Genomic DNA, 20,863 nt, shown 5'->3' on the forward strand with positions numbered 1-20,863 from the left:
AAAGCGCTGCCGTCAAACCTCCGGGGGCATCAGCTCCACTTCCTGCCCATCCCGCACAGCGGTGTAAAAGCACACCCGCCGGTTGGTGTGGCACGCCGGCCCCGACTGGCGCACGACGACCAACACGCAGTCGCGGTCACAGTCCACGCGAAAATCAACCAGCTCCTGCACGTGGCCGGACGACTCGCCCTTGACCCAGAACGCCTGCCGGGACCGCGACCAGTAGGTCACGCGGCCTGTCTCAAGCGTGCGCGCCACGGCCTCGGCGTTCATCCAGGCCATCATCAGCACCTCGCCCGAGCCCTCGGCCTGCGCAATGGCCGGGATCAGGCCCTGGTCGTTGTACTTTAGTGTCGCAGGGTCAAAGGCCATGTCGATCTCGTTTGCAATGCCGCGTATGCTGGCTATCTATGAAAGCCCGGCTAGGTGCAAACCCTGCCGACAGCAATCCGCCGCTCTGAACAAGCCGAGTCTGAAAAAGCCGAGTCCAACGCCATGGCCGACAGTGACCTGATCAAGCTCTACTCCGCGCGCATCCTCGCGCTGGCCTCCGAGCTGCCACATACGGACCGCCTGGCCGCGCCCGATGCGACCGTGACGCGCCGCGCGCCGCTCTGCGGCTCGACGGTGACCGTGGATGTGGCGGTCGAGGACGGTGTGATCGCGGCCTACGGCCAGGAGGTCAAAGCCTGCGCCCTCGGTCAGGCCGCGGCCTCGGTCGTCGGGCAGGCGATCCTCGGCCGCAGCCGCGCCGAGGTCGAGGCCGCACGCGACCAGATGAAAGCGATGCTGAAATCGGGCGGCCCCGCGCCCGACGCGCCCTTCGACGGCCTCGAGGTGCTGTCGCCGGCAACCGAATACAAGAACCGCCACGCCTCGATCCTGCTGACGCTGGAGGCGACGGCGGAGGCGATGGCGACCGCCGAGGCATCCGCCTGCGCGTGATGTTCCGCACGCCTGTTCCAACCGACCTGCCCGCCCTCTCGGCGCTCTGCCTACGCTCGAAGGCGTACTGGGGTTACGATCCGGCCTTTATCGACGCCTGCCGCGCGGAGCTGACGCTCAGCGAGGCTGACCTGGCCGCGTTTTCCTTTCAGATGGCCGAAGCTGACGGTGCGCCGGTTGGGGTTGCCGCCGTCGGGCGAGGCAAGGTTGCGGAGCTCGAGCTCCTCTTCATCGACCCGCCTGCGATCGGGACCGGTCTTGGAGGGCACCTCTTTGACTGGAGCGTGAGGGTCGCCCGCGCGCAGGGCTCAAAGACGCTGCGCATCGAGGCCGATCCTGGCGCGCGGTCATTCTATGAGCAGATGGGGGCCGTGGTCACCGGGTCTGCACCATCGTCTTCGGTGCCGGGGAGGTCTTTGCCCGTGCTTGAAATGTCGCTCTGACTTAGAGTGCGGGAGCCTCCGGCGGGGATATTTCGAGCCAGAAGAAGCTACGGGCTGCGCTTAAGCGTCCAAGGGGTGCGCAATTGGCGTGCGTGTGTCGGTTTTGCGTGGTTGGCCAGTGGCCAAGCGCGTAAAGGGTCGCGTAGTGGAAACGGGGCGCGGGCATGTTTCTTTCAGTACTCGATATGTTCAAGGTTGGCGTGGGTCCGTCGTCGTCCCACACGATGGGGCCGATGGTGGCGGCGGGGCGTTTTTTGGAGACGCTGCGCCGGGCGCCTTTCACGCCGCATGGCGTGCGCGCGGTGCTGCATGGCTCGCTGGCGCATACGGGCGTGGGACACGCGACGGACCGGGCGACGGTGCTGGGGCTCGCGGGGGTTTTGCCGGAGCGCTACGACCACGCCAAGGCGGAGGCGCTGCTGGAGGCCATTCGGGACAGCCATCGGTTGACGCCGCCGGACCTGCCGGAGCTATTGTTCAACCCGCGCGAGGATGTACGGTTCGACTTTGGACCGGCCTTGCCGGGCCATGCCAACGGGATGATCCTCGAGGCGCTCGACCCGCAGGGCGACGTGATCCTGTCGGAGACCTATTATTCGATCGGGGGCGGGTTCGTGCTGACCGCCGAAGAGCTTGCCGCAGGCAAGGATACGGACGGCGGCGCGCCGGTTCCCTACCCTTTCAAGAGCGCAGCCGAGATGCTGCAGATGGCCGAGACGTCGGGCCAGTCCATCGCCGACATGAAGCGCGCCAACGAGCGCGCGCGGCGCGGCGATGTGACAGCGGACGTCAAACGCGTCTGGCAGGTGATGAACGACTGCATCGACCGGGGCCTCGCCGTGGACGGCGTGTTGCCGGGCGGGCTGGGTGTCAAGCGACGCGCGCCGGGCATTCACCGCGCCTTGCTCGACGAGCGCGGCATGAACCTCACCGCGCCGCACACGATCAACGACTGGATCAGCGTCTATGCGATGGCCGTGAACGAGGAGAACGCCGCCGGCGGGCAAATCGTGACCGCGCCGACCAATGGCGCGGCGGGCGTGGTGCCAGCCACAATCCGCTACTGGCTCGACCACGTGCCGGGCGCCAGCCCTGCGCGGGTGGAGGAGTTCCTGCTGACGGCTGCCGCCATCGGGGGGCTGGTGAAGTTCAACGCCTCGATCTCCGGCGCAGAGGCGGGCTGTCAGGCCGAAGTCGGCAGTGCCTCGGCGATGGCCGCCGCGGGGCTTTGCGCAGTCCTGGGCGGCACACCGGCGCAGGTCGAGAACGCCGCGGAGATCGCGCTGGAGCACCACCTCGGCATGACCTGTGACCCGATCAAGGGGCTGGTGCAGGTGCCGTGCATCGAACGCAACGGCCTCGGCGCGATCAAGGCGGTCTCGGCGGCGTCGCTGGCGCTGCGCGGGGACGGCACGCATCTCGTCCCGCTCGACGCCTGCATCGAGACGATGCGCCAGACCGGCCTCGACATGAGCGAAAAGTACAAGGAGACATCGCTCGGCGGACTTGCGGTGAACGTGCCCAATTGTTGACGCGCCGGATAGGCGAATTTGCTGCACATGCACCAATTGATACAACCGGTGATTGCCAAACCTGACCCGGCGACATAGCGTCCGCGCATGGAGCAGGATCGCCCGCTATTGGGTATATTTTTGATGCTGATGTTCTGCGCGATTGCGCCGATCGGCGACGCCATTGCCAAGGTGCTGGGCCAGACCATCCCCATCAGTCAGCTGGTGTTCGTGCGCTTTGCAGTGCAGGCGGCGATCCTCGTGCCGGTGATCTGGCTGACGGGGCGCGCCTGGCGGATGACGCCGCGCGTCTGGCGCCTGACGGCGCTGCGCACGGTGCTGCATGTGTTCGGCATCTGGGCGATGGTGACCTCGCTCAAGTACCTGCCGCTGGCGGATGCGATCGCCATCGCATTCGTCATGCCGTTCATCATGCTGCTGCTGGGGCATTACGTGCTGGGCGAGGACATCGGATGGCGCCGGTTCGGGGCTTGCGCGGTGGGCTTTGGCGGCACACTCATGGTGATCCAGCCGAGCTTTGCCGAGGTCGGCTGGCCGGCCCTCCTGCCGGTGGTGGTCGCGCTCAACTTTGCGTTTTTCATGCTGGTCACGCGCCAGATCGCCAAGGAGACGGACCCCGTCGCGCTGCAGGCGGTGTCCGGCGTGATGGCGACGGTCGGCATGGCACCGGTGTTCCTGATCACCCACCCGCTTGGCGTCCCTGGTCTGACCATGGTCACCCCGACGGGGATGGAGTGGACGCTGCTCCTCGGCATCGGCGTGCTCGGCACGCTCGCGCACCTCTTGATGACCTGGTCGCTGCGCTATGCGCCCTCGGCGACGCTCGCGCCCATGCAGTATCTCGAGATCCCCTTTGCCACGCTGATCGGCTGGCTGGTCTTCCGCGACCTGCCTGACGGGCTGGCGGCCATCGGTATCGCGGTCATCATGGTGGCCGGGCTCTACGTCGTCTGGCGCGAGCGGATCACCGCCGTCACCCCGCCAACGCCCTGATCAGCACGTCCGCGCAGCCTCGCGGCAGCAGGATCAGGCAAGGACCCTCCACCTCGAGCGTCACCGGACCGGTTGCGCGATTGAGCGTGCCCACCCTCCCGTCCGGCGCCATCTCGAGCCCATCGATCGGCCATGCGAGCCCCGTCGAGCGCCCGCGCACGGCGCCCATGGGGTAAAGCGACACGCGCGTTTTGGCCGCGAGATCAAGGCTTAGCTGCGCCGGCAGGCGGGCCACGACATCGTCCTCCCCCACCAGAACGCAAGGCGTCTCGCGCCAGCGCACGAGCACGCTCAGCGCGCCCAAAGTGTGATCCACACGCGCGCCGAGAAACCCCAGGCCGATCACCAGCGGCGCGCGCACCCGGCTCAGGCATTTCTCGAAATCCGTGCTGTCCTGTTCGGCGACGTGCAAGAGCCGCGCCCGAGGCACAAATGCCCGCGTGGCCGGGTCCAGCGAATCAAAATCGCCGATCACCGCGTCAGGCAGGATCTCTGCCGCCGCCAGGTGCCGCGCGCCGCCATCGGCCGCCACAACCGCGCCTGTGCCTTGCGAAAACGCCTTGAGATCAGCAGGATCGACGGGCGCACCGCCCACCAGAAGGAGCGGCTGATCGCTGTGAACAAATTCTTCAGACATGCCGGGTTTATTCCCGGAAACGGAAACAAAACACAATCAAGCCGCAAAATGATACGCTAATGAGCACAGATTCGAGCCGCTTTCGTCGCGCCGCTGCTGGTAAACGGAAGATTGAGGCAATGCGGGAGCGAGCACTCCGATGAACCAGCCAAACAAGATTTTGACCGTGTCCTACGGGACGTTCTCGTGCACCCTCGAGGGGTTCGAGGATTCCTTTGGCACGATGAAGGCGATTGCGGAGTATTTCCGCGATCTGGCCGCTGAGGACCGCTATTTCGGCGCAGAGCCACCCACCCCGGACGCCGAGATGCTCGCGCGCATCGCCGAGCGCGAGGTGGCCCGCCGGGTCGAGGCGCGCTCCGATGACACCGGCGTGCACCTGCGCGCCGCCGCTCCTGCCGCGCTCGCCGGCGCAGCCCTGGGCGCTGCTGCCGCGCCGCGGGACGAGACACCGGCTGCGGTTGAGGAAACACTTTCGGAAGAGCCCGTGACCGAACCTCCGGTCGAAGAAGAAACTCAAGTTGAAGCGGCGGACGAAGAGCCCGCCGTCGAAGCGGAAGCACCCGCGCCCGAGAACCAGGATCTCGCGGAGGCAGATGCCGCCGAAGAAAAACCTCTCGAAGAAGAACACTACGACAACGCGTCCGACGAGGACCTCGATGGAGCTGAGGCTGAGGCTGAGGCTGAGGCTGAGGCTGAGGAAGAAGACACCGAAGACGACCCCGTCGACATGCTTCTCGACGCAGCCGGAACCCCTGCGCCGGCAGACCGCGAAGTAGACCTCGCACCCGAACTCGCCTCCGCAAACGCAGTCGAGGAAGACGCGGGAACCGAAGACGCTCCTGCAGAAGACACTGCCGAGGAGCCCGAAACGGACATCGACGAGCCCGCTCCTGTCGAAAGCGCGAGCCCCGCGGCGCCTGCGGAGCCCGCCACGGACGAGGGCAGCGTTGCCGCGAAACTTGCCCGCATCCGCCGCGTCGTCTCCGACCGGCAGGCACGCGATGCGGAGGCAGAGAGCTTTACCGAGGACCAGCACGCCGGCGAGGACACCCCAACGCTTGAGGCGCCGGCAGAGGACGTCGCCAAGGAAGAGGCACCCGAGCCCTCGGAGGACGACACTGCCGCGGACACGCTCGCCTCGGTCCGCGACCAGCTGAAACGCGCCGCCGCCGAAGAACCGGAGGCGCCCGACACCCCGGCACCGGCCACGTCCGAGGCGCCGACCCCGGCCCCCGAAGTCCAGACGCCGCCGATCCAGGCCCGCGTGATGAAGGTCAAACGCGCCGACATCGAAAAGGCGGTCGCCGACGGCCTGCTCGAAGAGGTGGACGAAGACGAGGACGAAGGCATCGCCGCGCCCGAAAAGACCTTTGCCCCACATCCGAACAGCTCCCTCGACGCCGAGGACGAGGCCGACCTGCAAGCCGCGCTTGCCGAAGTCGCCGCCGAGGTCGAAGAGCCGGACGAAGGCAAAGAGGACACAGCTCCCGCGCCCGCTACCGAAACCGCAGCCGACGATGCCTCAGAGACCGAGGCAGAAACCGAGGAAACCCCGCCGCATTCCGCAGGCCGCGACGTGCTCGCACGGGCCGGGGTTGCCGAAGGCGACGCCGAAGTCTCGCGCCTCCTCGACAAGGCCGAATCGGAAATGTCCGAACCCAGCGGCCGCCAGCGCCGCAACGCGATTTCGCACCTGCGCGCCGCCGTGGCCGCCCGCATGGGCGACGACCAGCTTGGCCGCGAGAACGACACGGCCGAAAGCAGTGAAGCCTACCGCAACGATCTCGAAGAGGTCGTGCGACCCCGCCGACCGGTATCTTCGCGCAACAAGGCCGCCGAGGCGATGGGCTCAAGCGACACCGCCCCGCTGCAACTGGTGGCCGAACAGCGCGTCGACGCCCCCGGCGCGGACCCGGCAGAAGACACGGCAAACGCGGCGCCCGCCTCTGCACCGATCCGCCCGCGCCGCGTCACGGCGATGGCCGAAGACGAGCCGCCCGCCGCACCAGATGTCGACACCGATGCGATGGAGCTCGACGCCGACGTGACATTCGTGGATTTCGCCGAGGAGATGGGCGCAACCGCCCTGCCCGACCTGCTCGAAGCGGCGGCGGCCTACATGTCGTTCGTCGAAAAACGCCCCGGCTTCTCGCGCCCGCAGCTGATGAGCAAGGTGCGGTCGGCCGAGGCCACCGACAGCTCACGCGAAGAGCGTCTGCGCAGCTTCGGCGTGCTCCTGCGCGAGGGCAAGATCCGCAAGACTCAAGGCGGGCAGTTCGTGGCCTCCGACCGGATCAGCTACCGCCCCGAGGACGACCGCGCCGCAGGCTGAGGCGGACAGCCCTCACTCCAAACGCACCGGCATGCCATGCGGCGTGCCGAGATAGGCCGTGCGCCACGCCTCTGCGGTCTGGTCCAGCTCGCCGCCGGTGACGTCCGTGCGCGCCGTCACCAATGTCTCGAGCGCATGCTGCCACGCTTCCCAGAACTGCGGGCCGCCATCCACCGGGCCATGCGCCCGCGCCTCTTCGAGCGCGGCGCCAAGTGCCTCCGACCAGGTCGCGGCATCGAAGACACCCCGCGCCATGAGCCCTTGCGTCACCGCATAAAGCTGCGCTTGCCACGGCGCGTCAAAGCCCGGGACGTCGTCCGTCATGCCGGGGTCAGGTAGGATTGCCAGAGATCGACGACCACCTCGTCGCCCGGATGCTCCGGCGCCGCCCAGAGGTCTTTTGCGGCAAAGGCAACAGCATAAAGCGGCTCGGGACACTCGCCGAGGCCGTGCGCATTGGTGTCGGGAAAGACATGCGCGCCGTGAGAGCGCACCACCCGGCCCGTCAGCCCCGCCGCATAGCCGGGCAGACGCGTGTGACCGCCCGGGACAAAGGCGTTGCCGGGGCGCGCCAGCGTCTTGACGGCATCGCCGATCGAAAACATCGGCGCCGGGGCGTCATCGCGGGTGAAAGGCACGCGTTTGCCCGTCGCAGCGGCGACCATGTGCGGAGTAACCCTGCGGTCTTTCAACTCGGAGTCCGGCCCTGAGACCTCGCCGGAGCGCACTTCCTCGGCGCCAAGCACCCCGCCCGCGACCAGCATGTCGGCCAGCCCGGCAATCCACTTTTCGTAGTAGCCGAAGGCCATGTAGGTCGCAGGCGGCAAGGTCTCGCGCCCGTGCCGGCGCTGATCGATGTTCCAGCCGCCGACCGGCATCGCGGCCATCACGAGCGCATGGGCCCGGGCCTCCCAATCGGCCTTGAAGGCGGGCTTTTCCGACGGATCGACCGGCCCGTCGCCGAACCGCCCGCCCATGTCGTGCACCCGGCTCATGCGGGCGCCTCCGGCAGGCCGGTGCCGATCATGGCGTTGCGCGTGACCCAAGCCTCGAGCGCGCCGGCATCGAGGCCGCGGGACGCCTCCGGCTGCATCGGCAGGATGAGATAGCGCATCTCGGCGGTCGAATCCCACACGCGGACGGCTTGCGTGTCGGGCAAGCCCAGGCCGAATTCCGCAAGCACCGCGCGCGGCTCGCGCACGACGCGGGCGCGGTAGGCGTCGGATTTGTACCAAGCGGGCGGCACGCCGAGCAGCGGCCACGGGTAGCAGGAACAGAGCGTGCAGACGACGACGTTGTGCACCTCGGGCGTGTTCTCGACCACCACGACGTGCTCGCCCTGCGCGCCGGTCAGCTCCATCTCGATCAGGTCGGGCATCGGGTCGGCGAGGATGCGCGCGCGGAACGCGGGATCGGTCCAGGCGCGCGCCACCACGCGGGCGCCGGCGCGCGGGCCGACGTGGTTCTGCATCTGCTCGACGATGGCATCGAGCGTGGCGGGATCGACTAGGCCCTTGGCCACGAGCAGCGTCTCGAGCGCCTTGACGCGTAGCTCGGGCTCGGGCGGCAAGAGGGTGTGAGCGTGGGGATCATCATGCAGCATGCGCGGAGAGTGACGCCGCGATTGCGCCCTGTCCAGCCGAACATGCCTTGCCCCACCCGCGCGATGCGCATACATAGCCGCGAAGCGTCAAGACATAAGGGCCGCACCTTGGAAAACGTCGTTCTGATCATCCATCTCTTTCTCGCGCTGGCGCTGATCGGCGTGGTGCTGATGCAGCGCTCCGAGGGCGGTGGCCTGGGTATCGGCGGCGGGGGAGGCGGTGCCGTGTCCGGGCGCTCGGCGGCGACGGCGCTGGGCAAGGTGACGTGGGTGCTCGCGATCGCCTTTATCTGCACCTCGATGACGCTGACGATCTTTGCCGCGCGCAACTCGGCGGGCTCTTCGGTGATCGACCGGCTGGGCGTGGACGTGCCGGCAGCCGAGGAAAGCGCCGATCCGGCTCTGCCGAGCGTCGACGGCCTGCTGCCACCGCCCACGGGCGGCGCGGACGAGCCGCTGGTGCCGTCGGTCGATTAACCCACACCACACTTAGGTTTTTGGCGCGGCGTGCCGCACAGCATGTTGCGCCACCCTTGCCGCCCGGGCACGAATCCGGTTATACGGAGACCCCGTGGCATGGCGTTTTTCGAGCGCCGCGATCACCTTTTGCGCGCCCCGCTGGCCGGGTCGCCCACGACCACGGGAGATGTCGAACATGGCGCGCTTTATCTTTATCACCGGCGGGGTGGTCTCCTCGCTTGGCAAGGGGCTGGCCTCGGCGGCGCTCGGTGCGCTCTTGCAGGCGCGCGGCTATTCGGTGCGGCTGCGCAAGCTTGACCCTTACCTCAACGTTGATCCCGGCACGATGAGCCCGTTCGAGCATGGCGAGGTGTTCGTGACCGACGACGGCGCGGAGACGGACCTGGACCTCGGCCATTACGAGCGGTTCACCGGCGTGCCCGCGCGCAAGACGGACAGCATTTCGTCGGGGCGCATCTACACCAACGTGCTCGAAAAGGAGCGGCGCGGGGACTATCTGGGTAAGACGATCCAGGTGATCCCGCACGTCACCGACGAGATCAAGGACTTCATCCGCATTGGCGAGGACGAGGTCGATTTCATGCTCTGCGAGATTGGCGGCACCGTGGGCGACATCGAGGGGCTGCCGTTCTTTGAGGCGATCCGGCAGTTTGCGCAGGACAAGCCGCGCGGGCAGTGCCTGTTCATGCACTTGACGCTTTTGCCGTTCATCGCGGCTTCGGGTGAGCTCAAGACGAAACCGACGCAGCACTCCGTCAAGGAGCTGCGCTCGATCGGGCTCGCGCCGGACATTCTGGTGTGCCGCTCCGAAGGGCCGATCCCGGCCAAGGAGCGCGAAAAGCTGGCCCTCTTTTGCAACGTGCGGCCCGATGCGGTGATCGCGGCGCAGGACCTCAAGTCGATCTATGCGGCCCCCCTCGCCTACCACCGGGAAGGGCTCGATCAGGCTGTGCTCGACGCGTTCCAGATCAACCCCGCGCCCAAGCCGCAGCTTGCGCGGTGGGAGGACGTGGCCGACCGCGTCACGGGTACCGAGGGTGAGGTCAAGATCGCCATCGTCGGCAAGTACACGCAGCTCGAGGACGCCTACAAATCCATCGCCGAGGCGCTCACGCATGGCGGCATGGCGCACCGGGTCAAGGTGCGCATCGAGTGGGTCGACGCCGAGCTTTTCGACCGGGAGGACGCGGCGCCGCACCTTGAAGGGTTCCACGCGATCCTGGTGCCGGGCGGCTTTGGCGAGCGCGGCACCGAGGGGAAGATCCGCGCCGCCCAGTTCGCCCGCGAGCGCAAGGTGCCGTATCTCGGCATCTGCCTCGGCATGCAGATGGCGGTGATCGAGGCGGCGCGCAACGTCGCGGGCGTCAGTGCGGCGGGCTCGGAGGAGTTCGACCACGAGGCCGGCAAGAAGCGGTTCGAGCCGGTGGTCTACCACCTCAAGGAGTGGGTGCAGGGCAACGCCAAGGTCGAGCGCAAGGTGAGCGACGACAAGGGCGGCACGATGCGGCTCGGGGCCTATGACGCGGTGCTCGAGCCGGGCTCGAAAGTGGCGGAGGTCTACGGGACGACGCAGATCGACGAGCGCCACCGGCACCGCTACGAGGTCGACATCGCCTACCGCGCGCAGCTGGAGGAGGCGGGCCTCAAGTTCACCGGCATGTCCCCGGACGGGCGGCTGCCGGAGATCGTCGAGTGGGACGATCATCCGTGGTTCATCGGCGTGCAGTTCCACCCGGAGCTGAAATCCAAGCCCTTTGCGCCGCACCCGCTGTTTGCCGATTTCGTGCGCGCGGCCAAGGACGTCTCGCGGCTGGTCTAGCGCCAAACAGGCGACGCGCGAGGCGTTACCTCTGTTTGGAACACTCGGCGCTTATCTTGTTGACAACGCCTCATTACCTCTGGACATCCCCCTTATTTTCTCGTTACCTTTCAAGCGTCTAGTGTGAAACTCATTTGAATCCGTGTTGCCCCGGCCCGTGTTTTGGCCGTGCTTTTGGGTGAACCATCGCCCCCGTGACATCACGCAAGGTGCCATGAACCGACCTGACCGTGCGCCCGCGCTCGAACGCATGCTTGGCCTGCTCGACACGCTGTATGGCGCCTCGGAAAAGCCTGATCCGTTCTCCGAGATGGTGCTGGCGTCCGATCTTTTCTTCTTCAGCCAGTCCGGCAAGCCCGAGCTGGCGGGGGACATTCCGGCGAGCCTCGACGATCTGGCGAGCTTTCGCGCGCATATCGAGCGGCTGCAAAAGGGGCTGTCGCAGGACGCGGTGTCGGCGACGCCGGTCAATCCCGGCGACAGGCTGGCGAACATCTGGATCCACCTCAACACCGGGCAGATCACCGGCAATGCGCCCGCCGAGCTGCTGCTGGACCGGTCTCTGCCGGCGGACCTTGCCGCGTTGCCTTTCGCGCCCGAGACGCAGCGCGAGATCCGGGCGCTGATCAAAGAGGCGCGCGCGGGCAGCTTTGCTGGCTCCAAGGTGCTGCCGATCTCCGTCGAGCATCGAGACGACGTGATGGTCGCCCGCTGCCTGAAGCTGGACAGCTACGCGATGGACCACGACACCGATCCGCGCCTTCAGCTGACGGTGAGCTTTATCGCCTGGTCGCCGGACATGCTGGCCTTTGCCGAGCGCGAGTTCGGGCTGACGCAGGCGGAAACGCAGGTGCTGAGCCACCTTCTGTCCGGCGCGAGCCAAAGCGACGTGGCGGACCGGCAGGGCAAGTCGCGCGAGACGGTCAAGGCGCAGGCCAAGTCGATCCTGCGCAAGTTCGGCGCGGCGCAGATGTCCGAGGTGCAGGCGACCGCCCTCGCTTATGCCTATCTCGGCGCGCCGGGCCTCGTGGATACGCTGGACGCGCCGCGCCTCTCGGACCGGGTGGTGTCGTTCTCGCGCATGGTCCCGGTCGGGCAAGGGCGCGAGGTGCAGGTCTTTGAATACGGCGCCAAGGACGGGCAGCCGGTGCTGTTTTGGCACGGGCTGATTCTGGGCCCGTTCTTTACGCCCAACATGATCGAGCAATTTCGCACCCGTGGCCTGCGGGTGATCGGCATCTCGCGGCCCGGGTTCGGGCGCAGCGCGCCGCCGCAGGACTGGGCGATGTTCAACCGGACCGTGACCGAGGATACGGTCAAGGTCGTCGATCACCTGCGCCTCGATCAGATGTGCTTCTGGGTGCATCAGGCCGGGATCAGCTTTGCCTGCCGTGCGGCGGGCGCGCTGAAAGGCCGGGTCAAAGGCGCGGCGATGAACGGCGCAGGCGTGCCGATCGCGCCCCACATGCTGCGCGAGATGAACCGGACGACGCGCGTGGCCGCGGCCACCGTCGTACACGCCCCGCAGCTGCTGGAATTGATGCTCAACGTCGGCTTCCGTACATGGCGCAAGACCGGGCCCGTTGCCTTTTACCGCGAGTTCTTCGGTCGGGGCGGGGTGGAGCAGCAGACGCTGGAGGACCCCGAATTCGCCAAGCTATTCGAGCTGGGGTTCCTGCACACCTCCGCGCAGCACCCCAAGGCGATGGTGCGCGACGGGATGTCGGCGATGTCCGACTGGAGCGCCGAATTCGACCATTTCGACTTTCCCCAGCATTGGATGCATGGGGACAGCGATCAAATCCTCGACGCGCGGTTCGTCGCCGCCTTTCTCGAGGCGCGCGGCCTGCCGCCCCTGATCCTGCGGGAGGGGTTCGGCTCGGACCTCCTCTATCGCGACTTTGATTACGTGATTTCAGAGACTTCGCAGTTTTTTCACGGCCTTAACCCCGTGGGGTGACAGCGCTTCCGCTGGGTCATGCAACGATGCCGGTGTCGCAAGTTTTCGCGGCACTGGCGTAGACACTGACTTTACGGAACACTGGCGTGGAACACCGTTTCTTTGGCGCCATGGGGCTTTGCCGCCTCATGGACACTCTCCTTTTCCGCTTCGGCATATGCCGATTTTGCGCGCGGCTCGTCGGCATTGGCCGGCGATCCTCGCATCTCAGCTTGACCCGTAGCGCGCCTCCCGCGCTGCGATTGTGTCTACGCCCGTCCTGACCTCACCGCCGGGCGCGCCGCAGGACCTGTGGCGGGCCCGGAGAGGCTGCGGGTGGCAGCCCTTTTCACAGCGATCCGGCGCGCCCACCCCGCCTACGGCGCCGGGATCAGACACGAGGGATTCACTATGAAAGTAAGCTCTGCTTTGGTGGTTGTCGGCGCGTTGGCGCTTGCGGGATGCGCAGGTAGCGGCGGTGGCGGCGGCGGTGGCGGCGGCGCTGGTGGAGGCGGCGGCACAGGCGGCGGCGGTGGTGGCAACGGCAGTGGCGGGGGCGGCACCGGCGCGGTTGCCGGCACGGGCACAACCGCAGGCGCCGGCTTTACCGGCACAGCCAACATGAAGGGTGTCGTGATCCAGTCGGACAAGAACGCCCAGGTCACCATTCCCGTGCCCGGTGCGCCGACCATCTACGAATCGTCCGCCTACCCCTACATCGACACGGGGCCCAACCAGACGACGACCAACACAACCGCCGTTCTGGATCTCGATGGGGTGACCATCGACTCGCCCACGGGCCGTCCCCTGCAAGCCAGCGGCACGGGCTCGATCGACGTCGCCGGCAACATCCCCGGCGTGTCGGGCACCGGCAGCAGCGGGCTTGGCCAGGCGCTCTTTACCTCGACGGGCGATCCCAACACGGCCGGTGACCAGTTCACCATCGAAGCGGACGACCTCAACAACGACGGCACCGACGACTTCTTTATGGTGCAGCTGGGCGCGGGCAGCCTGAACTCGCTCTCCGCGCGCTCGACGACCGGCGTGTTTTACGGCGGGACCTTCACGCCAGAGAGCGCCCTGCCCTCGCAAACCGCCACGTTCAGCCGCACGGATGGCGCTGTCGTGACAACGGTGACCGGCACGAGCATCACCGGCGGCCAGGCGGTCGACGCGTCGGTGCGCGCGGATGTCACGCTCACGGCGGACTTTGGCGCGGGCACGGTGGACGGACGTCTGACGGGCGTCGGGCGCGGCGGCGGAGCCAATGGCTCGGGCACCTCGACCGACATCATCCTGTCCGGCGCGACGATCAACGGCGGCGATTTCACCGGCGGCACGGCGAGGATGGTGAACGGCAACACGGCGGTCTACGCCAATGGCGCGACCTCCGATTTCTCGGGCTCGTTCATGGGTGACGCGGCCGAGGCCGCCGCCGGCACGGCGCTGATCACCGGAAACATCGGGGGCGAGCAAGCCGCAACCACCGCCGTCTTTGTCGGTGACCGGCAGCCATGAGGGGTGCGATCCAGGCCATGCTGGCGTGTGTGCAGCTGGCCAAACGGAAGGGTCCTTCGGGACCCTTCCTCACCGCCCTTGTGACGGCTCTTGTGCTGGCCCTCCCCGCGCAGGCGTTGACGGCGCGGCTCTCGACCGGGGACGTGGTGACGATCAACACGGCGGGTGATCTGCAAATCGCGGTGCGCGTCCTGATCGCACAAGGTTTGACCGATGACGCGCGGCGGCTCGCGCGCGCCTTTCAGCCCGGCGACGCCGATCACGCGGTGCGGGTTGCCTATGTGGACGGGCTCGCGGCAAGCGCCGAAGGCCGGGACGCCGAGGCGGTGGAGATCTACCGGGCGGTGCTGGCGCAGCGCCCCGAGCTCGACCTCGTGCGGATTGCACTGACCCAAGCGCTCGCGCGGCTCCAGCTCTACGACACCGCGCGCGTACAGGCCGAACGGCTGATTGCGGCGGGCGTCGATGACCGGCTGGACGGCCAGCTCTCGGGCCTCTTGCGCGCGCTCGATGAGCAACGTCCAGTCACGGCGCGCGGCTATGTCTCGCTGCTGCCGAGCACCAACATCAACAACGGATCGGACCGCAAGACGGTCGCCTTTGGCAACCTGACGGGACGGATCCCGAAGGAGAGCCGCAAGACCTCCGGGCTGGGATTTGCCGCCGGCGGGCAACTGGCGTTTCGCGCGCAGATGGACCCGCGGCACGCGGTGATCGGCGTGGCGGATCTGCGGGTGGAGCATTACCCCTCGATCGAGCGGACAAACACGAGCGGGCAATTGTCCTTTGGGATCGAGCGGCGCGTGGCGCGCGGCGACGTGCTGGTGCGCGCGCTGGCGGGCGGGTCGATGGTCGATGGCGACCGGACCTATCGCTATCACGGCCTTGGGCTGGAGGCGAACCTGCGGCTGGGCGACCGCTGGCGGCTCTATGTCGGGCCCGAGTACCGCTACGAGCGCTTTGACGGCGCGCCGGGCGACGAGGGACACTACCTGAATGTGCCGGTGCAACTCGACCGGTTTGGCGGTCCCGACAGGTTTGTACGCTACATCGCCGGGGTCGCCGTGGGCCGCAAGGAGGAGGAGCGGTTCTCCTTTGACGAGGCGCGCCTCGGACTCGGGTATTTCCGGGAATTCCCTTTGGGTGTCTCGGCTTACGTCGAAGGCACAGTAGCCAAACGCCGCTACAAGGGACTATACCCCGGTCTCGATGAAGCGCGCGAGGACGAGCGGCTGATCCTGTCCCTGACCCTGACAAAACGCGATCTGGTGGTCGCGGGCTTCGCGCCGCAAATGACGCTGCGCACCCAGCGCAACAAGTCGAACGCCGCCTTTAACGACACCTCGTCAAGCTCGGTCGACCTGCGGCTCACCCGCGATTTCTGAGCGCGGCGGGGTCACGAGATGTGGCGCGCAACGGGATTCTACGCCATCCGTGCGCGGCGCATGGCTCGGGGCGGACGTGCTTTTCCACGTCTGTCCCGGGCACCCTTTGAAAAAGGTGCCATTCCAACGACTTACGCCGCCGTTTTCTCTGACAGAGGAGGGAATGGTGGGTGATAAGAGATTCGAACTCCTGACATCTTCGATGTGAACGAAGCGCTCTACCACTGAGCTAATCACCCATTCCGCCGCAGGGTTTAGCCCCAGCGCGCGGTGGGTTCAAGGGCGAAGATGGCGCCTAAGCGCCCTGCCCGGCGCCCCTAAGCAGTGCAAGATTTGGGGCGGTTTGCGCGTGCGTACACGAGATTATGTTGACCGGACACAGTGTAGCCGCTACGCATAATTTACAGGCAAAATCTATCGGGGGACGATATGAAACGCATTCTTTGTGCATCGGTGGCCAGCATGGCCCTCGCAAGCGCGTCCATGGCTGGCGGGCTTTCCGATCCGGTGGTCACGCCGGAAGTTGTCATGGCAGACGCGGTCGAGGTCGCACAGTCGAGCAGCTCCGCGGTGTCGGTTGTGCTGCTGATGACCGTGCTGGTGCTTGGCGTGGCGGCGGCCAGCGGGGGCGGCAGTGGCGGCATGGTGCTCGCGAGCGACGAGCGGCTGAAAACCGACATCGCGCCGACAGGCCGCACCACGGTGCATGGCCTGCCGCTTTACCAGTTCTCCTACACCGGCATCGAAGGCCATGTGTACGAAGGTGTGATGGCGCAGGACGTGCTCAAAGTGCAGCCGGATGCAGTCATCAAAGGTGACACGGGCATTCTTGCGGTGGACTACGCGGCTCTCGGGATCGAGATGAAGGTCATCCGCTAAGCACCTGACATTAATTGAAAAGGGCGCCCGCGATGGAGCGCCCTTTTTTGTTGCATATGTGCCCGATCAGTGAGCCACAGCACCGATAGGTGTCTCGGCCTGACGGGCGGCAGCGGCGGCCTCTTCAGCAGCTTCGTCCCACTCGATGGCCTCGGGCGTCTCGATCAGGGCGTGTTTCAGCACATCCTGCACGTGGTCGACAGGAATAAGCTCCAGCCCTTCTTTGACGTTGTCCGGGATCTCGGCGAGGTCCTTTTCGTTCTCGCGCGGGATCAACACCGTCTTGATACCGCCCCGAAGCGCTGCGAGCAGCTTTTCCTTGAGCCCGCCGATGGCCGAAGCGTTGCCGCGCAGGGTCACTTCCCCGGTCATCGCAATGTCCTTGCGCACCGGGATGCCCGTGAGGACCGACACGATGGCCGTGACCATGGCGAGACCCGCGGACGGGCCGTCCTTGGGTGTGGCGCCGTCGGGCACGTGCACGTGGATGTCGAGTTTCTCGAACTGCGGCGGTTTTACCCCGATGTCCGTCGAAATCGACCGGACGTAGCTCGATGCCGCATCGATCGACTCCTTCATCACGTCGCCGAGGGTACCCGTCGTCTTCATCCGGCCCTTGCCCGGCAATTTGAGCGCCTCGATGTGCAACAGGTCGCCGCCCACTTGCGTGTAGGCGAGGCCCGTCACGACACCGACTGCGTTCTCGTCTTCGGCCAGACCAAAGCGGTGCTTGCGCACGCCAAGAAAGTCACCAAGGTTTTCCGGCGTAATTTCAACCGATTGCACGTCTTTCTTCACGATCTGCGTGACTGCTTTACGGGCCAGTTTCGCCAGCTCCCGCTCGAGGTTCCGCACGCCCGCTTCGCGGGTGTAGTAGCGGATGATGTCGGTCAGAGCCGCGTCGGTGACCTCGAACTCGCCTTTCTTGAGGCCGTGGTTCTTGACCTGTTTCGAGAGCAAGTGCCGTTTGGCGATCTCGGATTTCTCGTCCTCGGTGTAGCCCGAGAGCGGGATGATCTCCATCCGGTCGAGGAGCGGACCCGGCATGTTGTAGCTGTTGGACGTGGTCAGGAACATTACATCGCTCAGATCATATTCGACCTCGAGGTAGTGATCCACGAAGGTGGAATTCTGTTCCGGATCAAGCACTTCAAGCATGGCCGAGGCCGGGTCACCACGGAAGTCCTGCCCCATCTTGTCGATCTCGTCGAGCAGGATGAGCGGGTTCGTGGTTTTGGCCTTTTTCAGCGCCTGAATGATCTTGCCCGGCATGGAGCCGATGTACGTGCGACGGTGACCGCGGATCTCGGACTCATCCCGCACGCCGCCGAGCGAGATACGGATGAACTCGCGTCCGGTCGCCTTGGCCACGGATTTCCCAAGCGAGGTCTTGCCCACGCCCGGCGGGCCCACGAGGCACATGATCGGCCCTTTGAGCTTTTTCGAGCGCTGCTGGACCGCGAGGTACTCGACGATGCGTTCCTTCACCTTTTCAAGGCTGTAGTGATCGTCATCGAGGATTTTCTGCGCCCGGCCGAGGTCCTTTTTCACGCGGCTGCGGGTGCCCCACGGGATCGAGAGCATCCAGTCGAGATAATTGCGCACCACCGTCGCCTCTGCTGACATCGGGGACATGTTGCGCAGCTTTTTCAGCTCGCCCTCGGCCTTCTCCAGCGCCTCTTTCGAGAGCTTGGTGTCGGCAATTTTTGCTTCGAGTTCAGCCACTTCGTTCTGGCCGTCCTCGCCGTCGCCCAACTCCTTCTGAATGGCCTTCATCTGCTCATTCAGGTAGTACTCGCGCTGGGTGCGCTCCATCTGGGATTTGACGCGCGTCTTGATCTTTTTCTCGACCTGCAGCACGGACATTTCGCCCTGCATCAGGCCATAGACCTTTTCGAGCCGCTCGCTGACGCTGAGCGTTTCCAAAAGGTCCTGTTTCTGGTCGACCTCGATCCCGAGATGACCCGCCACAAGGTCGGCCAGCTTGGCCGGCTCGTCGGCTTCGGCCACGGCGCCGAGCGCCTCTTCGGGCACGTTTTTCTTGACCTTGGCGTAGCGCTCGAACTCTTCGGCGACGGACCGGATCAGCGCTTCGGTGGTCGCGGCATCGCCGGGCTCTTCCTCGAGGTACTCAGCGCGCGCTTCGAAAAAGTCGTCGTTGTCGAGAAACTCGGTGATGCGCACGCGGGCCTGGCCCTCGACGAGCACTTTGACCGTGCCGTCGGGAAGTTTCAGCAATTGCAACACGTTGGCGAGCACACCTGCCGGGTAGATGCCATCCGGGTTCGGATCATCTTCGGCCGGGTCACGCTGCGAGCTCAGCAGGATTTGCTTGTCATCCGCCATCACGTCCTCGAGCGCGCGCACGGATTTGTCGCGCCCGACAAAGAGCGGGACGATCATGTGCGGAAACACCACGATGTCGCGCAGGGGCAGGACGGGATAGGAGGCGTTGAGAGGCTCTCTCATTCTTTTTCCTTTCTCAGCAAGACGGACGGTCCCGCGAGGCGGCAACGTGCGCCCGTCTCCAGTCAGGGTTAACATGTCGTGTCGCGGTTATGCTGCGTCAACCACGGCTGCTCGTGCGTGCAAGGTGCCCGTCTTTGCAGGCCATCACAAGGCCCGCTTGCCGACAATTCAACGGGTTCGCGCTTGACGCGTACGTGCCGCGCCTATGTTGCCCGGCATGCAGACACTTGCGCATCTTTTGACGGCGACGCTTTTTGGCGGGATGATCTTTTTCAGCTTTGGCTATGCGCCGGTACTGTTCAAGCTGCTGGGCCTGGAAAAGACGCGTCCGCTGCTGCGCGGGACGTTTCCCTACTACTACCTTGTGGTTGCCGCGCTGGCCTTTGTCTGCGCGCTTGCGGCGTTTGTGGTGTCGCGCCCGGCGGGTCTGCTGTTGATCGTGATCTGCGCCACAACCGTGCTGGCGCGCGAATGGCTCATGCCAAGGATTAACGCGGCCACCGACAGCGGGAACGAGGCCAGTTTCAAGCGGTTGCACGGCGCGTCTGTCATGCTGCAACTGGTGCAGATCGCGCTTTGCGGCTGGGCTTTGGTACTGATCGTCTGAGGTCAAAGCGGCGGGATGTCGCCCTCTTCACGCATCGCATGAAACTCGCGCTCGAACGCGTTGAAAGTGTTCGACGAAATTGCGTCACGCATTCCCTGCATCAGCTCCTGAAAGTAATGCAGGTTGTGCCAGGTCAGCAACATCCCTGAGATCATCTCGTTCGAGCGAAAGACGTGGTGCAGGTATGCGCGGGAATAGTTCGCACACGCCGGACACGTGCAGTCCGCATCGAGCGGGCGCGGGTCATCCGCGTGGCGCGCGTTCTTGATGTTCACCTGCCCGCGCCGCGTCCACGCCTGCCCCGTCCGGCCTGAGCGGGAGGGCAGTACGCAATCCATCATGTCGATCCCGCGTTTGACCGCGCCCACGATGTCGTCGGGCTTACCAACCCCCATCAGGTAGCGCGGCTTGTCCACCGGCAGCTGGCCGGGCACATGGTCGAGGCAGCCGAACATCGCCTCCTGCCCCTCGCCCACGGCAAGCCCGCCAACCGCATAGCCATCGAAGCCGATCTCCTGCAGCGCCTCGGCACTCTCCGCACGCAGGTCCTCCTCTAACCCCCCTTGCTGAATACCAAAAAGCGCATGGCCCGGCCGTTCGCCAAACGCCTCCTTCGACCGCTTCGCCCACCGCATCGACAGCTGCATGCTCTCTGCGATTCGGTCCCGGTCCGCCGGCAGCGCCGGGCACTCGTCGAAACACATCACGATGTCCGAGCCCAGCAGCCGCTGGATCTCCATCGACCGCTCCGGGCTCAGGTGGTGCTTGGACCCGTCGATGTGGCTCTTGAAGGTCACGCCCTGCTCGTCCAGTTTCCGCAGCCCAGCCAGGCTCATCACCTGGAACCCGCCACTGTCGGTCAGGATCGGCCCTTTCCAGTTCATGAACCTGTGCAGCCCGCCAAGCGCCGCGATCCGCTCCGCCGTCGGGCGCAGCATCAGGTGGTAGGTGTTGCCCAGCAGGATGTCTGCGCCCGTCGCGGCCACGCTCTCCGGCATCATCGCCTTGACCGTCGCGGCGGTCCCGACCGGCATGAACGCCGGCGTGCGGATCACCCCGCGCGGCGTCTCGATCCGTCCGGTGCGTGCAGCGCCGTCCGTGTGATCAAGGTGAAACGCAAAGGGTTTTGGAGAGGGCTCAGACATGGCGCCGGCTTACGCCCCGCCCCGGCAAAAGCCAAGCGTCGCAATCAGACCCCCATGTCGCAAACGAGTGCGACACTTTGCAATGCTGCGGGAACGCTGCAGACATGACCGGAGACGTTTGGAAGCTGGCCCTG

19 protein-coding genes and 1 tRNA gene are annotated in these 20,863 nt (G+C 66.0%); 12 read left to right on the forward strand and 8 right to left on the reverse strand.

Annotated features, from left to right (window positions below):
• Window positions 1-12: 12 nt before the first annotated feature.
• Entirely contained in the window at window positions 13-372 is a 360-nt protein-coding gene (hisI, locus tag ACU0B3_RS04120; protein WP_446259537.1) for a phosphoribosyl-AMP cyclohydrolase, read from the reverse strand.
• A gap of 123 nt (window positions 373-495) precedes the next feature.
• Between hisI and ACU0B3_RS04125 the strand changes: the two genes are divergently transcribed.
• The 4 genes from ACU0B3_RS04125 to ACU0B3_RS04140 all read left to right on the forward strand — a co-directional run bounded on the left by ACU0B3_RS04125 (window position 496) and on the right by ACU0B3_RS04140 (window position 3,913).
• A complete protein-coding gene (locus tag ACU0B3_RS04125; protein WP_446259538.1) occupies window positions 496-945 on the forward strand; it encodes an iron-sulfur cluster assembly scaffold protein in 450 nt (149 codons plus the stop codon).
• Complete coding sequence (locus tag ACU0B3_RS04130; RefSeq protein ID WP_446259539.1) at window positions 945-1,388, forward strand: GNAT family N-acetyltransferase; 444 nt, start codon at window positions 945-947, stop codon at window positions 1,386-1,388. The genes ACU0B3_RS04125 and ACU0B3_RS04130 overlap by 1 nt, the downstream gene beginning before the upstream one ends.
• A gap of 164 nt (window positions 1,389-1,552) precedes the next feature.
• The gene (locus ACU0B3_RS04135; RefSeq protein ID WP_446259540.1) at window positions 1,553-2,920 is read left to right on the forward strand and encodes an L-serine ammonia-lyase; all 1,368 of its coding nucleotides are present in this window, start codon (window positions 1,553-1,555) and stop codon (window positions 2,918-2,920) included.
• A gap of 87 nt (window positions 2,921-3,007) precedes the next feature.
• Window positions 3,008-3,913, forward strand: a complete 906-nt coding sequence (locus tag ACU0B3_RS04140; protein ID WP_446259541.1) for a DMT family transporter — start codon at window positions 3,008-3,010, stop codon at window positions 3,911-3,913.
• Here the strand turns inward: ACU0B3_RS04140 and ACU0B3_RS04145 are convergent.
• Window positions 3,894-4,550 carry a thiamine diphosphokinase gene (locus ACU0B3_RS04145; protein ID WP_446259542.1) on the reverse strand — a complete coding sequence of 219 codons (657 nt, stop codon included), beginning with the start codon at window positions 4,548-4,550 and terminating at the stop codon, window positions 3,894-3,896. The genes ACU0B3_RS04140 and ACU0B3_RS04145 overlap by 20 nt on opposite strands.
• Before the next feature lie 139 nt (window positions 4,551-4,689).
• Here ACU0B3_RS04145 and ACU0B3_RS04150 point away from each other — a divergent pair, with 139 nt between their 5' ends.
• On the forward strand, window positions 4,690-6,885 hold the full coding sequence (locus ACU0B3_RS04150; RefSeq protein ID WP_446259543.1) for a hypothetical protein: 2,196 nt from the start codon (window positions 4,690-4,692) through the stop codon (window positions 6,883-6,885).
• 12 nt (window positions 6,886-6,897) lie between these two features.
• Here ACU0B3_RS04150 and ACU0B3_RS04155 read toward each other — a convergent pair whose 3' ends face one another.
• Genes ACU0B3_RS04155 through nthA form a run of 3 tightly spaced genes read right to left on the reverse strand, consistent with a single transcriptional unit; the run spans window position 6,898 to window position 8,488 of the window.
• Complete coding sequence (locus ACU0B3_RS04155; protein WP_446259544.1) at window positions 6,898-7,209, reverse strand: nitrile hydratase accessory protein; 312 nt, start codon at window positions 7,207-7,209, stop codon at window positions 6,898-6,900.
• Window positions 7,206-7,880, reverse strand: a complete 675-nt coding sequence (nthB, locus tag ACU0B3_RS04160; protein WP_446259545.1) for a nitrile hydratase subunit beta — start codon at window positions 7,878-7,880, stop codon at window positions 7,206-7,208. The genes ACU0B3_RS04155 and nthB overlap by 4 nt, the downstream gene beginning before the upstream one ends.
• Window positions 7,877-8,488 carry a nitrile hydratase subunit alpha gene (nthA, locus tag ACU0B3_RS04165; protein ID WP_446259546.1) on the reverse strand — a complete coding sequence of 204 codons (612 nt, stop codon included), beginning with the start codon at window positions 8,486-8,488 and terminating at the stop codon, window positions 7,877-7,879. The genes nthB and nthA overlap by 4 nt, the downstream gene beginning before the upstream one ends.
• A gap of 108 nt (window positions 8,489-8,596) precedes the next feature.
• Here nthA and secG point away from each other — a divergent pair, with 108 nt between their 5' ends.
• The 5 genes from secG to ACU0B3_RS04190 all read left to right on the forward strand — a co-directional run bounded on the left by secG (window position 8,597) and on the right by ACU0B3_RS04190 (window position 15,629).
• Window positions 8,597-8,965: a preprotein translocase subunit SecG gene (gene secG / locus ACU0B3_RS04170; protein ID WP_446259547.1), complete on the forward strand. Its 369-nt coding sequence runs from the start codon at window positions 8,597-8,599 to the stop codon at window positions 8,963-8,965.
• A 178-nt stretch (window positions 8,966-9,143) separates the two neighbouring features.
• The gene (locus ACU0B3_RS04175; RefSeq protein WP_446259548.1) at window positions 9,144-10,787 is read left to right on the forward strand and encodes a CTP synthase; all 1,644 of its coding nucleotides are present in this window, start codon (window positions 9,144-9,146) and stop codon (window positions 10,785-10,787) included.
• A gap of 214 nt (window positions 10,788-11,001) precedes the next feature.
• A complete protein-coding gene (locus ACU0B3_RS04180) occupies window positions 11,002-12,747 on the forward strand; it encodes an alpha/beta fold hydrolase (protein WP_446259549.1) in 1,746 nt (581 codons plus the stop codon).
• A gap of 390 nt (window positions 12,748-13,137) precedes the next feature.
• Entirely contained in the window at window positions 13,138-14,244 is a 1,107-nt protein-coding gene (locus ACU0B3_RS04185) for a hypothetical protein (protein ID WP_446259550.1), read from the forward strand.
• Window positions 14,241-15,629, forward strand: a complete 1,389-nt coding sequence (locus ACU0B3_RS04190) for a surface lipoprotein assembly modifier (RefSeq protein WP_446259551.1) — start codon at window positions 14,241-14,243, stop codon at window positions 15,627-15,629. Before ACU0B3_RS04185 ends, ACU0B3_RS04190 begins: the two co-directional genes overlap by 4 nt.
• A gap of 164 nt (window positions 15,630-15,793) precedes the next feature.
• Here ACU0B3_RS04190 and ACU0B3_RS04195 read toward each other — a convergent pair.
• Window positions 15,794-15,868: transfer RNA gene (locus ACU0B3_RS04195), tRNA-Val, on the reverse strand.
• A gap of 223 nt (window positions 15,869-16,091) precedes the next feature.
• Between ACU0B3_RS04195 and ACU0B3_RS04200 the strand changes: the two genes are divergently transcribed.
• Entirely contained in the window at window positions 16,092-16,508 is a 417-nt protein-coding gene (locus tag ACU0B3_RS04200) for a tail fiber domain-containing protein (protein WP_446259552.1), read from the forward strand.
• A 66-nt stretch (window positions 16,509-16,574) separates the two neighbouring features.
• Here the strand turns inward: ACU0B3_RS04200 and lon are convergent, their stop codons facing one another.
• The gene (gene lon / locus ACU0B3_RS04205) at window positions 16,575-18,977 is read right to left on the reverse strand and encodes an endopeptidase La (RefSeq protein ID WP_446259553.1); all 2,403 of its coding nucleotides are present in this window, start codon (window positions 18,975-18,977) and stop codon (window positions 16,575-16,577) included.
• A gap of 217 nt (window positions 18,978-19,194) precedes the next feature.
• Between lon and ACU0B3_RS04210 the strand changes: the two genes are divergently transcribed.
• The gene (locus tag ACU0B3_RS04210; RefSeq protein WP_446259554.1) at window positions 19,195-19,584 is read left to right on the forward strand and encodes a DUF4149 domain-containing protein; all 390 of its coding nucleotides are present in this window, start codon (window positions 19,195-19,197) and stop codon (window positions 19,582-19,584) included.
• A 2-nt stretch (window positions 19,585-19,586) separates the two neighbouring features.
• Here the strand turns inward: ACU0B3_RS04210 and tgt are convergent, their stop codons facing one another.
• The gene (gene tgt / locus ACU0B3_RS04215; RefSeq protein WP_446259555.1) at window positions 19,587-20,729 is read right to left on the reverse strand and encodes a tRNA guanosine(34) transglycosylase Tgt; all 1,143 of its coding nucleotides are present in this window, start codon (window positions 20,727-20,729) and stop codon (window positions 19,587-19,589) included.
• Window positions 20,730-20,863 lie beyond the last annotated feature (134 nt).

It is taken from the genome of Pseudaestuariivita sp. (assembly GCF_052825805.1).